Here is a 13,995-nt window from a genome sequence, read left to right on the forward strand (position 1 = left end):
TGGCCGGCCGCGTTGCGGTCGGATGCGGTCCTGCAGGCCCGCGTAAGGGCATCGTAAGTCTCCCGCATTAAGGTTGCGGCAACCGGAGAAAAATCCCGGCTGACCACCGTTTCAAGGAGGGAGACATGCAAAACGATATGGTGACAAGAATCGTCGCCAACCCGAAGTACCAGCAGCTCGTGAGCGCCCGCTCGTCGTTCGGCTGGATTCTGACGGCGATCATGATGGTCGTGTACTACGGCTACATCGCGGTCATCGCGTTCAACAAGGGACTGTTCGCCCAGCGCCTGGGCGACGGCGTCATGACCGTGGGCATCCCGGTCGGTCTCGGCGTGATCGTGTTTACGATCATCATCACCGGCCTCTATGTACGCCGTGCGAACTCCGAGTTCGACGCGCTGACCCAGGATATCGTCAAGGAGAGCAGCAAATGAGCGGCCGCTTCATGAAACTCGGCGGCGGACTCGCGCTCGCCCTGGCCGCGGGCGCAGCCCTGGCGGCCGGCGCTGACCTCGGTCAGGCGGAAAAGCAGGCAACCAACTGGACCGCGATCATCATGTTCGCGGTCTTCGTCGTCGGCACGCTCTACATCACCAAGTGGGCAGCGGCCAAGACCAAGTCGGCGGCCGATTTCTACACCGCCGGGGGCGGCATCACCGGCTTCCAGAACGGCCTCGCGATCGCGGGCGACTACATGTCGGCTGCGTCCTTCCTCGGTATTTCCGCCGCGGTCATGGCCAACGGCTACGACGGATTGATCTACTCGATCGGCTTCCTCGTCGGCTGGCCTGTCATCACCTTCCTGATGGCGGAACGCCTGCGGAACCTCGGCAAGTTCACCTTCGCCGACGTTGCCGCCTACCGCTTCAAGCAGACCCCGATCCGCGCCTTCGCGGCTTCGGGCACGCTGGTCGTGGTTGCGTTCTACCTGATCGCGCAGATGGTCGGCGCCGGCCAGCTGATCAAGCTGCTGTTTGGCCTCGAGTACTGGATGGCCGTCGTCATCGTCGGCGCGCTGATGATGGTGTACGTGCTCTTCGGCGGCATGACCGCAACCACCTGGGTGCAGATCATCAAGGCCTGCCTGCTGCTTGCCGGCGCGTCCTTCATGGCCTTCATGGTGCTGCTGGCCTACGGCTTCTCGCCGGAGGCGCTGTTCGCCGACGCCGTGCGCGTGAAGGCAGGCGTGGCTGCCGCAGCGGGCAAGACCCCCGAAGAGGCCGGGATTCTCGGCCAGGCGATCATGGGCCCGGGCTCCTTCATCAAGGATCCGATTTCCGCGATCTCCTTCGGCATGGCGCTGATGTTCGGTACCGCCGGCCTGCCGCACATCCTGATGCGCTTCTTCACCGTTCCCGATGCGAAGGAAGCACGCAAGTCGGTGTTCTGGGCCACCACCTGGATCGGCTACTTCTACATCCTCACCTTCATCATCGGCTTCGGCGCGATCGTGCTGGTTTCGACCAACCCCGGCTTCCTCGATGCCAAGGGCGGGCTGATCGGCGGCAGCAACATGGCCGCTATCCACCTCGCCAATGCAGTCGGCGGCAACGTCTTCCTCGGCTTCATCTCCGCCGTTGCGTTCGCAACGATTCTGGCGGTGGTTGCCGGCCTGACGCTGTCGGGAGCTTCCGCGGTGTCGCATGACCTTTACGCCACGGTGTTCAAGCACGGCAACGCCGATTCCGCATCGGAGCTGCGTGTTTCGCGCATGACGACGATCGCCCTGGGCATCATCGCGGTGGTGCTGGGTATCGCGTTCGAGAAGCAGAACATCGCCTTCATGGTGTCGCTGGCCTTCGCGATCGCGGCTTCGGCCAACTTCCCGGTACTGTTCATGTCGGTGCTGTGGAAGGATTGCACTACCCGCGGGGCGTGCATCGGCGGCTTCATCGGCCTGATCACTGCCGTCGCGCTGACCGTCGTGTCGCCGTCGGTGTGGGAAGCCACGCTGGGCAACCCGAAGGGTTCGGCGCTGTTCCCCTACACCTCGCCGGCGCTCTTCTCGATGGCCGCGGGCTTCATCGGCATCTGGCTGTTCTCGATCCTCGACAACAGCGCGCGTGCCCAGGAAGACCGTGCGGGCTACCTCGCGCAGAAGGTGCGTTCGGAAACCGGTATCGGCGCGGAAGGCGCATCCGGCCACTGAGGGCTGTAATGCCGCCGGCCTTCGGGCCGGTGGTTGGGTGAATGATTCGGGGCGGCGATTGCTGCCCCATTTTTTTGCCTGGCGGATATTTCGATGTCGTGACGAAAATATCTTTGACACTTCGTCGAGACCCGCTATAATGCGCGTCTTCACCGGCCAGGTAGCTCAGTTGGTAGAGCAGCGGATTGAAAATCCGCGTGTCGGCGGTTCGATTCCGTCCCTGGCCACCAAGGAATATCAAGCAAAAAGCCCGCCCTCATCGGCGGGCTTTTTGCTTTTCTGACGTTCCTCTGCCAATCCCGTACACGCCGTTTTTCGCGTCAGGGCTTGCTTTGCCCGCCCGAGCGGGTCGGCTCCCGGTGGTGTCCTGCGCCCGGCGCTCAAAAAGTTGATTTCTTCAACGTACTCGAAATGTTAACATCTGCAACTTGTTTCGAGGAGGGGTGCGATGAACCAGGGGGCGAGCAGTTCCAGCAGTTACCAAGGTACCGACAGACTGCTTGTCGGCATCATTCTCGGGGTCATCACCTTCTGGCTGTTTGCCCAGACGACGCTCAATATCGCGCCGGACATGCAGCGGGATCTCGGGCTCGATCCAAGCGTCATGAATATTGCGGTGGCCGTGACCGCGCTGTTCTCCGGCATCTTCACCGTCGTGCTCGGGGGGCTCGCGGACCGCATCGGGCGCTTGCGGATGATTACCATCGGCTTCTATCTGAGCGTCCTCGGTTCGGCCCTGATCGCAACGGCTCCGGTCGGCAGTTTCGGCACAGCCTTCCTGATGGTCGGGCGTGCGCTCCAGGGGGTGTCGGCGGCATGCATCATGCCAGCCAGCCTCGCGCTGGTGAAAACCTACTGGGACGGGGCGGGACGGCAGCGCGCGGTCAGCCTGTGGTCCATCGGTTCGTGGGGCGGATCGGGCATGTGTTCGCTGTTCGGCGGTCTGATGACTGCGAACTTCGGCTGGCGCTACATCTTCCTGGTCTCCATCGTCGTCGCCCTGGTCGGCCTGTTCCTGGTGCGCGGCACGCCGGAGAGCAAGGCGGAGACGAGCGGCGGCTACAAGTTCGATTTCGCCGGCGTGATCGCGTTCATGATCACGATGGTTGCCCTGCAGATCGTCGTCACCCAGGGCAACAAGCTGGGTTGGACGAGTCCGCTGATCCTGGGGCTGATCGCGGTCGTCATCATCGTCGGCTCGCTGTTTTTCCGCATCGAGAGCGTCAGTCCACATGGCTTCGTCGATTTCAAGCTGTTCCGGAATCGGACCTATGCCGGTGCGACGATCTCGAACTTCCTGCTCAATGGCGTGGCCGGGACCCTGCTCGTATCGCTGCAGCTCGTCCAGTTGGGTGGCAACATGACCGCGCAGGAGGCGGGCACGCTGACGCTCGGCTATGCGATTGCGATCATCGCCTTCATCCGCGTGGGCGAGAAGCTGCTGCAGCGCTTCGGCGCACGCAAGCCGATGATCTGGGGCTGTGTCATCACGGGGGTGGCAATCCTGATGCTCTCTCCGGCCAACGTCATGCTCGGTACGTACAAGCTCATGGCCATGGTGGCGTATGCCCTGTTCGGCATCGGGCTGGCCTTCTATGCCACGCCGTCGACCGACGCCGCGCTGTCGAGCCTGCCGTCCGCGCAGGCGGGCTCGGGGGCGGGTATCTACAAGATGGCGTCCTCGCTCGGCGCCGCGTTCGGCGTGGCGGTCTCCGCGGCGATCTTCACGGCGCTGCGCGCGAACCCGGAGAGCGTGGCATGGCTGGACGGCGTGATCACCTTCTACGGGCGGCAGGACAATCTGGCGGTGCGCCAGGCTGCGATCATCGCGCTGATGTTCAATGTCTTCATGGTGCTCGTCGCGATCCTGTCGATCATGCTGACCGTCCCGAAGCCCGCCGCGAGGACGGTAAAGTAAGGCTGGCCGGGGGGCGTGGCGGGTGCGGGGGCTCCGTGCGTTCGCGCCCCGTGGCGCAGCTTGCGTCCGTGGCGTGTTAGAATCGCCTGTAATCGAAACGGGTCGGCGCTTGTCGGCCCGTTTTCGTTGACGTTGCAGTATGCGCAACAGAAAGGTCTGATTTCGCGCAATATTGCGACGTTTTTCACGGTGCTATAATCCGCAGAATTAGGCTTTTCTTTGCGATCGCGCATGCAACTTTATGCTCTTGGCTTGAATCATCACACCGCTCCGCTCAGCATACGGGAGCGGGTGGCGTTTCAGCCCGAGCGGCTGGACGATGCCCTGCACAACCTGACGCATGCGCGCACGGTGCGTGAGGCCGCGATCCTGTCGACCTGCAACCGCACCGAGCTGTACTTCGCCACCGAGCAGCCGCAGCATGCGGCCGACTGGCTGGCGAGCTTCCACCAGCTGTCGCTGAAGGAAGTGTCGCCCTATCTCTACACCTATCCGCAGCGCGACGCGATCCGCCACGTGTTCCGCGTCGCCAGCGGGCTCGATTCGATGGTGCTGGGCGAGCCGCAGATTCTCGGCCAGGTCAAGGACGCGGCGCGGCGGGCGGAAGAGGCAGGGACCATGGGGACCCTGCTGCACAAGCTGTTCCAGAACACCTTCGCGGTCGCCAAGGAGGTGCGCTCGACGACGGCAATCGGCGCGAACATCGTGTCGATGGCGGCGGCGGCGGTGCACCTGTCCGAGCGCATTTTCGAGCGCATCTCCGACCAGCGCGTGCTGTTCATCGGTGCGGGCGAGATGATCGAGCTGTGCGCGGCGCATTTCGCGGGGGCGAACCCCAGGGAAATGGTCGTTGCCAACCGTACCGAGGCGCGTGCCCAGGTGGTGGCGAGCCGCTTCGGGGCGCAGGTGATGCGGCTGGATGCGATTGGCGACGTGCTGGCGCAATTCGATATCGTCGTCTCCTGTACGGCCAGCCCGCTGCCGATCGTCGGTCTGGGCATGGTCGAGCGTGCAATCAAGGCGCGCCGCCACAAGCCGATGGTGATGGTCGACCTCGCCGTGCCGCGTGACATCGAAGCCGAGGTCGGCGCGCTGGACGACATCTTCCTGTACACGGTCGATGACCTGGCGCAGGTCGTCGACGCCGGTCTCGAGTCGCGCCAGCAGGCGGTGATCGAGGCCGAGGAGATCATTAATACGCGCGTCGATGGTTTCCTGCACTGGATGCAGGCGCGCGATGCGGTGCCGACGATCAAGGCGCTGCGCCAGCATGCCGAGATGCTGCGCACCGTGGAGCTCGAGCGCGCGAGCAAGTTGCTTGCGAAGGGCGAGGATCCGCAGAAGGTGCTCGATGCGCTGAGCCACGGCCTGATCAACAAGCTGATGCACGGGCCGACCCGCTTCCTCAACCAGTCCGAGGGCGAGCAGCAGGCAGACGCCTCGCGGCTGGTGCAGCAACTCTTCAATCTCAATTCGCACGATTAGTCGGGTGCGCGCCCGTTGCGGGTGCGCTGCCGGCCTCCGTGCCCCCTTTCCGGTTCCCGATGAAGCAGAGCATCCGCGAAAAGCTCGATTTCCTGAGTAGTCGACTTGCCGAACTGGATCGCGAGTTCGCCTCCGAGGATGCCGCGCGCGACATGGATGCCTTCCGCGCGCTCGGGCGCGAGCGCGCCGAGATCGAACCTGTCGTGGCCCTGTACGAGGCATGGCGCAAGACCGAGAGCGAGGCCGCGAGTGCGCGCGAGATGCTCGCCGATGCGGAGATGCGCGAGCTCGCGGAAATGGAGATGGCGGCCTGTGCGGAGCGGATTTCCGCGCTGGAGGACGAGCTGCAGCGCGCGCTGCTGCCGCGCGACCCGGACGATGAGCGCAACCTGTTCCTCGAGATTCGCGCCGGCACCGGGGGCGACGAGGCGGCACTGTTCGCCGGCGACCTGCTGCGCATGTATACGCGCTACGCCGAACGCCAGCGCTGGAAGGTCGAGATCGTGTCGGCGAGCGAATCGGATCTCGGCGGTTACAAGGAAGTCATCGCGCGCGTGATCGGCGCCGGGGCGTATTCCAAACTCAAGTTCGAGTCGGGCGGGCATCGCGTCCAGCGGGTGCCGGCGACGGAGACGCAGGGGCGCATCCACACGTCCGCCTGCACCGTCGCGGTGATGCCCGAGGCCGACGAGCTCGAGGCCGTCAACATCAACCCGGCGGATCTGCGCATTGACACCTTCCGTGCAAGCGGCGCGGGCGGTCAGCACATCAACAAGACCGATTCGGCGGTGCGCATCACCCACCTGCCCACGGGCATCGTCGTCGAATGCCAGGACGACCGCTCGCAGCACCGCAACAAGGCGCAGGCGATGTCCGTGCTGGCTGCGCGCATCCACGACGTGCAGCTGCGCGAGCAGCAGGCCCGTGAGGCCGCAACGCGCAAGAGCCTCGTGGGCAGCGGCGATCGCTCTGAGCGCATCCGCACCTACAATTTTCCCCAGGGTCGCGTCACCGACCACCGCATCAACCTCACGCTGTACAAGCTGGACGCGGTGATGGAGGGCGAGCTCGACGACTTGATCGGCGCGCTCATCGCGGAACACCAGGCCGAACAGCTCGCGGCGCTCGCCGGTGAATGACATGGGCGTGAGGCCGCAAACGTCGACTCTGCGCGGGTGGGGGCGCTGATGAATACGCCCGACGCGGCGCCCGACATCGCCGGCGCACTGAATTGGGCGCGAGCCCGCATCGCGGTTGTCGATGCGCGGGTGCTGCTGCGCCATGTGCTGCAATGTTCCGCAGCACGCCTTGCCGCCTACCCGGAGGCGCGGCTCGACGAACGCGAATGGGCGGAATTTCTCAGTCTGGTGGAGCGGCGCGAGGCGGGGGAGCCGGTGGCCTACCTGATCGGCGAGCGCGAGTTCTACGGGCGTGCCTTCATGGTCGGCCCGGCGGTCCTGATCCCGCGGCCCGATACCGAATTGCTGATCGAGCTGGCACTGGCGCATTTCGGCGACAGGCCGCACGCGCGGGTGCTCGACCTGGGCACCGGCAGCGGCGCGCTGGCCGTGACCCTGGCGCTCGAGTTGCCCGATGCCGACGTGACGGCGGTCGATCGCTCGCGCGAGGCCTTGCTGGTTGCGATGGGCAATGCCGCACGACTCAGGGCGAGCGTGTCCTTCGTGCTCGGCGACTGGTTTTCCCAGCTCGGGGGCGACCGCTACCAGCTGATCGTGGCCAATCCTCCCTACGTCGCGGCGGACGACCCGCATCTGGGCGAGGGGGACGTGCGCTTCGAGCCGGGAACGGCGCTGGCTGCGGGGCCGCAGGGGCTGGACGACCTCGCGGCGATCGCCGCGCAGGCGCCGCGCCACCTGGAGCCGGGCGGCTGGCTCTTCATGGAGCATGGGTACGACCAGGCGGCGGCCGTGCGCGGTTTGCTTACCGATGCGGGATTCTCGTCGATCACGTCGTGGAAGGACCTCGGCGGCATCGAGCGCGTGTCGGGCGGTCAGTGGCTGGGGCGCGAGGACTCGCGCTGAATCCACTCCCGTTGTCGTGCCTATTGACGGCCGCGGTGCCAATCCCTAAAATTTCCCGAGTTAATTACTCAACTTTTGGAACGGCAACATGGACATCCAGAACGTCATCCGCGAGCAGGTCACCAGCAACCCGGTCGTGCTCTACATGAAGGGCACGCCCCAGTTCCCGATGTGCGGCTTCTCGGCGACCGCGGTGCAGATCCTCAAGAACCTGGGCGTGACCGAGCTGTTTTCGGTGAACGTGCTGGAGAACGAGGACATTCGCAGCGGTATCAAGGAGTTCGCCAACTGGCCGACGATTCCCCAGCTCTACATCAAGGGCGAATTCGTCGGCGGCTGTGACATCATGCGCGAGATGTACGAGAACGGCGAGCTGAAGACGATGCTCGCCGAAGCCGGCGTCAAGTAATTTGCTTCGACCGGCGCGGCGTCCGTCCGTGCCGGGGTAGCGATCAGGCCCGCCCGTCCGTGGCGGGCTCGTCTTTTCTGAGCCGCACGATCGATTTGTGCGCGAGGTGCCGCAGTAGCAGATGCGGTGGCATGCGCAGCCAATGGGCACGCACGTAGATGGCAAAGCGCGCGAGCGTCGCCGCCGCGCTTTCGGCAGCCTCGTTCTCGGGGCGTAGGGCGGTTGTGTACAGCATCGTCAGCAGCCGCGAGGCCGGCCCGCCCGCTGCGTTGAACAAGTCCTCGATTACCTGCGGCGGAATCGGGCTGTCGAGCAGATGCCTGGCAAGGTGGAGTCCGAATGCGACCGGCGCGATGACGTCGAGCGTTCGTGAGGCCTCGACCACCCGCGGCCAGAAATCCGCTTCGCCGGCTCCCGCGCGCAGCAAGCCGTCGATATCGAAGAGGTCGCGCAGGCCGTTGTGAAGTTCCCCTTCGTGCAGCAGGTGAACGATGCTGTGGACCAGCAGATGCTCGGGGCGCGGGATGCGGACGGCAGGCAGGTCCGGCAGTGCCGATGCAGCCCGGATGATCGTCTCGGCCTGGGGGGCGTGGCGCGATGTGAGCGGGAGGATGGTGTGGTGGACGTCGAGCACTGTTCCTCGCCGGAGATTCACCATCGGGGGCAGTTCGTGCATCCACGTGCGGTAGTAGCGCTGATCGTAGGGCGAGGTCTTGGCCGATGCCCAGCCGGCCACCATCAGCCGCAGTTCGACGTCGCCGAGGGCGTGGCGCGGGACGAGGATGTCGATGTCGCCGAACAGGCGGCCGCGGCCGACGGGGTGGTCGGAGACTGCATAGGCCGCCCCCTTCAGCAGCACCAGCGGAATGCCCAGGCGGCACAGTGCGCGCTGCAATCCATGCACCTCCCAGCGGACCGACTGCGTCTGGCGCCGGCTGAGCTGGCGTATGGCTTCGAGGTGTCGCGCGGCCTCGGGTGGGGCCGTGATTCCTGCCGCTGCGACACGTTCGGCGAGCAGGCCCGCAAGGTTCGCCGCCCGCGCGCTGGCGACCAGCTCGGACCATCCGGCAAGGTCGAGCGCCTCAGCCTGTCTCGGCGTCTTCAGGACCGCGATCAGGCGTTCGCAGGCTGCCGATCTCATCGCGTCAGCGCCCGGTGATGTCGCGTACCATCGCGAGGGCGGTGTCGGTCGAGTCGTAGCCGATTTCAAAGCAGCGCGCCGTGTCGAGCATCGCGCACAGCGCATGAAATCCGGTCTCGCCCATGCGATCACGATTGAAGGACTGCTCCGCAATGCGGGCGAACGCCTCGGCGCGGCCGATTTCCTCGCAGTGCGGATCGGCCCCGGGGGCGAAGCGGGGAAAGATCACCCAGCGGCATCGCGCCTGCTGGGCGGCTGCGGCGCGCGATGCAGCGGGCGGGGCCGCGTGGCTGATCGTGCCCTTGCGGGTGTCCGCGTAGCGCTGCCCGAGCCGGGCGCCCGGAAAGCGCGCAACGATGTCGATGGAGTCGTTCTTGAGGCTGATCGGGCGGGGGTTGGGTTGCAGGCTGCCGCATTCGGGGGCGAGGATCGCCAGTTCGTCGGACAGCAGCCGCCACTGGTCGATGAAGGTCAGCGCCGCGCAGAGCGTGCTCTTGCCAGCTCCCGGTGATCCCGGCATCACGATCGCGTCGCCGTCACGGGCGACGACCGCGGCATGCATGACGAGATAGCCGAGCGGCCGGGATGCCAGGCACCAGTTGAGGCCCCACTCGAACAGGGGGGCGGCCTGGCTGGCAGGCAGAGGCAGGAAGGGTTCCGTGTGGTCCAGCAGGAAGCGCGCCTGCGGCCGGACCCAGCGGCGCCATCCCGCGCCGTGGGTGATGCGGATGTCGAAGTCGATGAAATGCCGCGCCTTCGCGCCCGGGTGCAGCGCCTCCGGGTAGAAGACTTCGAGATGCTGGCGCACCGCGCCGAAAGGCGCGCGCAAGCGCACCGTGACCGGGGCGAGGTAGAGGGTGACGTCGATCAATCCGGTAGCCAGCTCGCATCGCGGAACGAGTTGGGCTCAAGTGTGCGCGAGAATCGCGAGCTGTACCAGTTCATCGATCACGCGCCGGATCGTCGTTTCATCGACGTCGTCGGCCCCGCTGTCGGCTCCGTGCCCGACGAGGTGCTGAATCAGGCTTTCGACATTCGACGGCCCGTCGCGGGTCGACAGCTTGACGATTTCGCATGCAAGGGACGAAACAATCCAGTAATCGCCGGAGTTGACGTCGAACAGCACGTGCGCGTGATCGTCGCGCCAGTCCGGCGAGCGGACAATCACGCGCCCCGGGAAGCCGCGCAGCGCTGCGGAGTCACGGGCACCAGGGTCGTTTCTTGCCACGGATTAATCATTCTACGGATTGACTTTCCCACCGCCGACCTTGCCGACGCTGGAAAGGCTGTTGCCGTTGACCGTGCAGACCGCCAACAGGCCGGACTTCACGTCGTAGGTGCTGCTGAGGTAGGCAATGACGTCTTCCTGCCTCAGTCCCGAGTCCGGATTGCACACCAGGCTCGATGGGCAATACAGCGAATTCGCGCCGCCCTTCAAGGCTTCCCACATTTCGAACACGTGCCACGTCTTTACCGGGTAGCCGGGAATGGTAAGCGCATTGAACAACGCCGCCAGCAGATGGCTCATGAATTCGCCCGACGGCGAATCAAACAGGTGGGGGAAGGCCAGAACCTCCCAGATTCCGGTATCTGGCGGGGCGCCGGAGAATACTTCACTGACAAGCGTACCCATCAATGGACCTGAGGGGCCTAGTGCAAAGACCTCCTTCGGATTGGTGATGTCATGCCCGCCGTTGCAGCTTGTCTGATCCGCCAGGGCCGTGCTGAAAGTGGGTGCAACATACACGGACGGCCACGCATTGACCATCTGACCCTGCTGGTCTTGAAGCTTCCAGTCCGCCGGTGAAAGGCCGCCGATGCAGTTCTGGGTATCCCCCGGCCGGCTCAGATTCCCGCTGACCATCGCCGACGGGCTCAGGCAGGTGCCGGCGAGCGCCGACTTCGCTTGAACGGCCAGCAGCACACCCACCCCGCCAGCGGTCGCCCCGATGAAGCGACGACGTGACCCCTTGGGCGGGGCCGCCGGACTTCCCTCGGGCAGCTCGCTGCGGCAGGTATCGCTCGGTTCCGGGGGGATCCCCATTTTCTCGGTTCCTGATGGCGAATTTCGATGCGTGCGCCTTGTCGCAAGCATTCGAGCACGATTCGTGCCGAATTGGCAGGTGTTCCAAGGTGCTGAAAATTAGAGGCTTATGGTGCGAGCGATGTGCCGGTTCTAGTCAGGTGTAAATAATTCCGACGTTCGCTCGGCAGGCTCGCTGCGACTTGATCCGTCGTCCTTAAGCTAGCCGAGTGCCCCGTGTGCTTCAAGTACAAGGGCCTCGGCGTCGTGACCTTCGTCATGCCGACCTTGCACATGGGGGGCGGGTGAATTCCGGTCTTTCGTGACGCCGGGGCGATGAGGGAGGAAGGGCGAGGCCTTGTTCGTACGCGAGAACTCGCGTCCGGCGGAGGATTCACACCAGTCGAGCGGAGTGCGAGGGCCCGCCCCCGGGCGGGCGCCTCTTTGCGTACTGGCCGATCCGTTGGTGGGGCCCTCAGGCCCGGGCGCTGCGCGCCCGCGCGATGGCTGCGCGGACCTGCTCGGGAGCCGTGCCGCCGACGTGCTTGCGCGAGGCGAGCGAGCCTTCGACGGTGAGCACCGCGAAGACGTCGTCCTTGACGCGCTCGGCCGCGCCCGGCACGTGCGCCATGGCCGTGCGCAGCTCGTCGAGCGAGAACTGCGGCAGGTCGCAGCCCTTCACGTCGGCCGCTCGCACGGCGAGTGCGACCGCTTCGTGCGCGTCGCGGAAGGGCAGGCCGTTCTTGACGAGGTAGTCGGCGAGGTCGGTCGCGGTCGCGTAGCCCTGCTTCAGCGCGTCGCGCATCGCGTCGGCCTTCACGCGGATGCCGGTGATCATGTCGGCGTAGATGCGCAGCGTGTCGATCACCGTGTCGGCGGTGTCGAACAGCGGCTCCTTGTCTTCCTGGTTGTCCTTGTTGTACGCGAGCGGCTGGCCCTTCATCAGGGTCAGCAGCGCGATCAGGCTGCCGTTCACGCGCCCGGTCTTGCCGCGCACGAGTTCGGGGACGTCCGGGTTCTTCTTCTGCGGCATGATCGAGCTGCCGGTGCAGAAACGGTCGGCGAGGTCGATGAAGCCCACGCGCGGGCTCATCCACAGGATCAGCTCCTCGGAGAAGCGCGACAGGTGCGTCATCAGCAGCGCCGAGGCGGCGCAGAATTCGATCGCGAAATCGCGGTCGCTGACGGCGTCGAGCGAGTTGTAACAGACCTCGTCGAAGCCGAGCTCCTGCGCGACGAACTCGCGGTCGATCGGGTAGCTGGTGCCGGCGAGCGCGGCGCTGCCCAGCGGCAGGCGGTTCACGCGCTTGCGGCAGTCGGCGAAGCGCTCGGCGTCGCGCCGGCTCATCTCGTAGTAGGCCATCAGGTGGTGGCCGAAGGTCACCGGCTGGGCGACCTGCAGGTGCGTGAAGCCGGGCATCGGCGTCGCCGCGTTGGCTTCCGCGACGTCGAGCAGGTTCTTCTGGAAGTCGCCGATCAGGGCGAGGATCTGGTCGATCGCGTCGCGTAGCCACAGGCGGATGTCGGTCGCGACCTGGTCGTTGCGGCTGCGGCCCGTGTGCAGGCGCTTGCCGGCGTCGCCGACGAGCGCGGTGAGGCGCTTTTCGATGTTGAGATGCACGTCCTCGTCGTCGAGGTTCCAGCCGAACTCGCCACGCTCGATCTCGCCGAGGATCTGCGTCATGCCGCGCTCGATGTCGGCCAGATCCTGCGCGCCGATGATGCCCTGGCGCGCGAGCATCTTCGCGTGCGCGAGCGAGCCGCGGATGTCCTGGCGCGCCATGCGCTGGTCGAAGAACACCGAGGCGGTGTAGCGTTTCACGAGGTCCGAGACGGGTTCGGTGAAGCGGCCCGACCAGGCCTTGGCCGGCTGCGAGGAAGTGGTGTCTGTCATAATGTCCGTCATTGGTATGGCGCGGCCGTTCGCGGCCGGCTAGGGGCGGGGCGCCGGTTGTTGCGGGCGCCGCGCAAACAGGCCGAAATTATAAAGCAAAAGGCCTGCGTGCCTTGGGGGCCGGCGGGCCGGCCCGGCGTGCAGCGCAGGGGGAGGTGTTCGATGGAGTCGGCACAGCTGCTGCGGGTGGTGATCGTCGATGACGAGGCGCCCGCGCGCGCGCGCTTGCGCGACCTGCTCGGCGACATTGCGCAGGAGCAGCCGACCGCCGTCGTCGGTGTCGCGGCCAACGGCGTCGAGGCCCTGCGCCTGCTGGAGAGCGAGCCCGCCGACGTCGTGCTGGCCGACATCCGCATGCCGGTGATGGACGGCGTCGAGCTGGCTCGCCACCTCGGCCGGCTGGAGAAGCCCCCCGCGGTGATCTTCACAACGGCCTACGACGAATACGCGGTGCAGGCCTTCGAGCTGTCGGCGGTCGACTACCTGCTGAAGCCGGTGCGGGCGCAGCGTCTCGCCGACGCGCTGGCGAAGGTGCGCCGCCGCCAGCCGCTGCCGGATGCCGCGCTGGCGGCGCTGGCGCCCGGTGCGCGGCAGCATTTCAGCGTGAATGAGCGCGGCCGCATCCTGCTGGTGCCGGTCGCGGACGTGCTGTTCCTGCGTGCGGAGCTGAAATACGTGACCGCGCGAACGACCGAGCGCGAATACCTGCTCGACGAATCGCTGGTGCAGCTCGAGCAGGAGTTCGCCGGCCGCTTCCTGCGCATCCACCGCAACTGCCTCGTCGCGCGTGCTGCCGTGGTCGGCGTCGAGCGCGCGGGCGAGCAGGACGGCGAGCCGCACTGGGACATCCTGCTCGGCGGGCTGGCCGAAGGCTTGCCGGTCAGCCGCCGGCAGTGGCCGGCGGTGAAGCAGACGCTCGGGATCTGAAGGCCGT

13 protein-coding genes and 1 tRNA gene are annotated in these 13,995 nt (G+C 65.9%); 9 read left to right on the top strand and 5 right to left on the bottom strand.

Annotation, left to right across the window (positions count from 1 at the left end):
• Window positions 1-125 precede the first annotated feature (125 nt).
• The 8 genes from GO615_RS07500 (at window position 126) to grxD (ending at window position 8,003) form a co-directional block, all read left to right on the top strand.
• Window positions 126-434 (top strand): DUF485 domain-containing protein, encoded by a 309-nt coding sequence (locus GO615_RS07500; protein WP_169126543.1) that lies wholly within the window; start codon window positions 126-128, stop codon window positions 432-434.
• On the top strand, window positions 431-2,149 hold the full coding sequence (locus GO615_RS07505) for a cation acetate symporter (protein ID WP_169126545.1): 1,719 nt from the start codon (window positions 431-433) through the stop codon (window positions 2,147-2,149). Before GO615_RS07500 ends, GO615_RS07505 begins: the two co-directional genes overlap by 4 nt.
• A 154-nt stretch (window positions 2,150-2,303) precedes the next feature.
• Window positions 2,304-2,379: transfer RNA gene (locus tag GO615_RS07510), tRNA-Phe, on the top strand.
• Window positions 2,380-2,597: 218 nt separating this feature from the next.
• Window positions 2,598-4,067 carry an MFS transporter gene (locus tag GO615_RS07515; RefSeq protein WP_169126547.1) on the top strand — a complete coding sequence of 490 codons (1,470 nt, stop codon included), beginning with the start codon at window positions 2,598-2,600 and terminating at the stop codon, window positions 4,065-4,067.
• 231 nt (window positions 4,068-4,298) lie between these two features.
• A complete protein-coding gene (gene hemA, locus GO615_RS07520) occupies window positions 4,299-5,552 on the top strand; it encodes a glutamyl-tRNA reductase (RefSeq protein ID WP_169126549.1) in 1,254 nt (417 codons plus the stop codon).
• Window positions 5,553-5,611: 59 nt separating this feature from the next.
• Window positions 5,612-6,691 carry a peptide chain release factor 1 gene (gene prfA, locus GO615_RS07525; protein WP_169126551.1) on the top strand — a complete coding sequence of 360 codons (1,080 nt, stop codon included), beginning with the start codon at window positions 5,612-5,614 and terminating at the stop codon, window positions 6,689-6,691.
• A 48-nt stretch (window positions 6,692-6,739) separates the two neighbouring features.
• The gene (gene prmC / locus GO615_RS07530; protein ID WP_169126553.1) at window positions 6,740-7,594 is read left to right on the top strand and encodes a peptide chain release factor N(5)-glutamine methyltransferase; all 855 of its coding nucleotides are present in this window, start codon (window positions 6,740-6,742) and stop codon (window positions 7,592-7,594) included.
• A gap of 88 nt (window positions 7,595-7,682) precedes the next feature.
• The gene (grxD, locus tag GO615_RS07535) at window positions 7,683-8,003 is read left to right on the top strand and encodes a Grx4 family monothiol glutaredoxin (RefSeq protein ID WP_169126555.1); all 321 of its coding nucleotides are present in this window, start codon (window positions 7,683-7,685) and stop codon (window positions 8,001-8,003) included.
• A gap of 43 nt (window positions 8,004-8,046) precedes the next feature.
• Here grxD and GO615_RS07540 read toward each other — a convergent pair whose 3' ends face one another.
• From GO615_RS07540 to argH, 5 genes are all read right to left on the bottom strand, one after another.
• On the bottom strand, window positions 8,047-9,144 hold the full coding sequence (locus tag GO615_RS07540) for a nucleotidyltransferase domain-containing protein (protein WP_169126557.1): 1,098 nt from the start codon (window positions 9,142-9,144) through the stop codon (window positions 8,047-8,049).
• A gap of 4 nt (window positions 9,145-9,148) precedes the next feature.
• Complete coding sequence (locus GO615_RS07545; protein WP_169126559.1) at window positions 9,149-10,015, bottom strand: HprK-related kinase A; 867 nt, start codon at window positions 10,013-10,015, stop codon at window positions 9,149-9,151.
• 36 nt (window positions 10,016-10,051) lie between these two features.
• Window positions 10,052-10,372, bottom strand: a complete 321-nt coding sequence (locus GO615_RS07550; protein WP_169126561.1) for a hypothetical protein — start codon at window positions 10,370-10,372, stop codon at window positions 10,052-10,054.
• Window positions 10,373-10,384: 12 nt separating this feature from the next.
• Entirely contained in the window at window positions 10,385-11,188 is an 804-nt protein-coding gene (locus GO615_RS07555) for a hypothetical protein (protein WP_169126563.1), read from the bottom strand.
• A gap of 454 nt (window positions 11,189-11,642) precedes the next feature.
• A complete protein-coding gene (argH, locus tag GO615_RS07560) occupies window positions 11,643-13,061 on the bottom strand; it encodes an argininosuccinate lyase (RefSeq protein WP_169126565.1) in 1,419 nt (472 codons plus the stop codon).
• Window positions 13,062-13,223: 162 nt separating this feature from the next.
• Between argH and GO615_RS07565 the strand changes: the two genes are divergently transcribed.
• The gene (locus GO615_RS07565) at window positions 13,224-13,988 is read left to right on the top strand and encodes a LytR/AlgR family response regulator transcription factor (protein ID WP_169126567.1); all 765 of its coding nucleotides are present in this window, start codon (window positions 13,224-13,226) and stop codon (window positions 13,986-13,988) included.
• Window positions 13,989-13,995 lie beyond the last annotated feature (7 nt).

Origin of the sequence: Aromatoleum evansii (assembly GCF_012910805.1) — a bacterium.
Classification (GTDB): Bacteria; Pseudomonadota; Gammaproteobacteria; order Burkholderiales; family Rhodocyclaceae; genus Aromatoleum; species Aromatoleum evansii.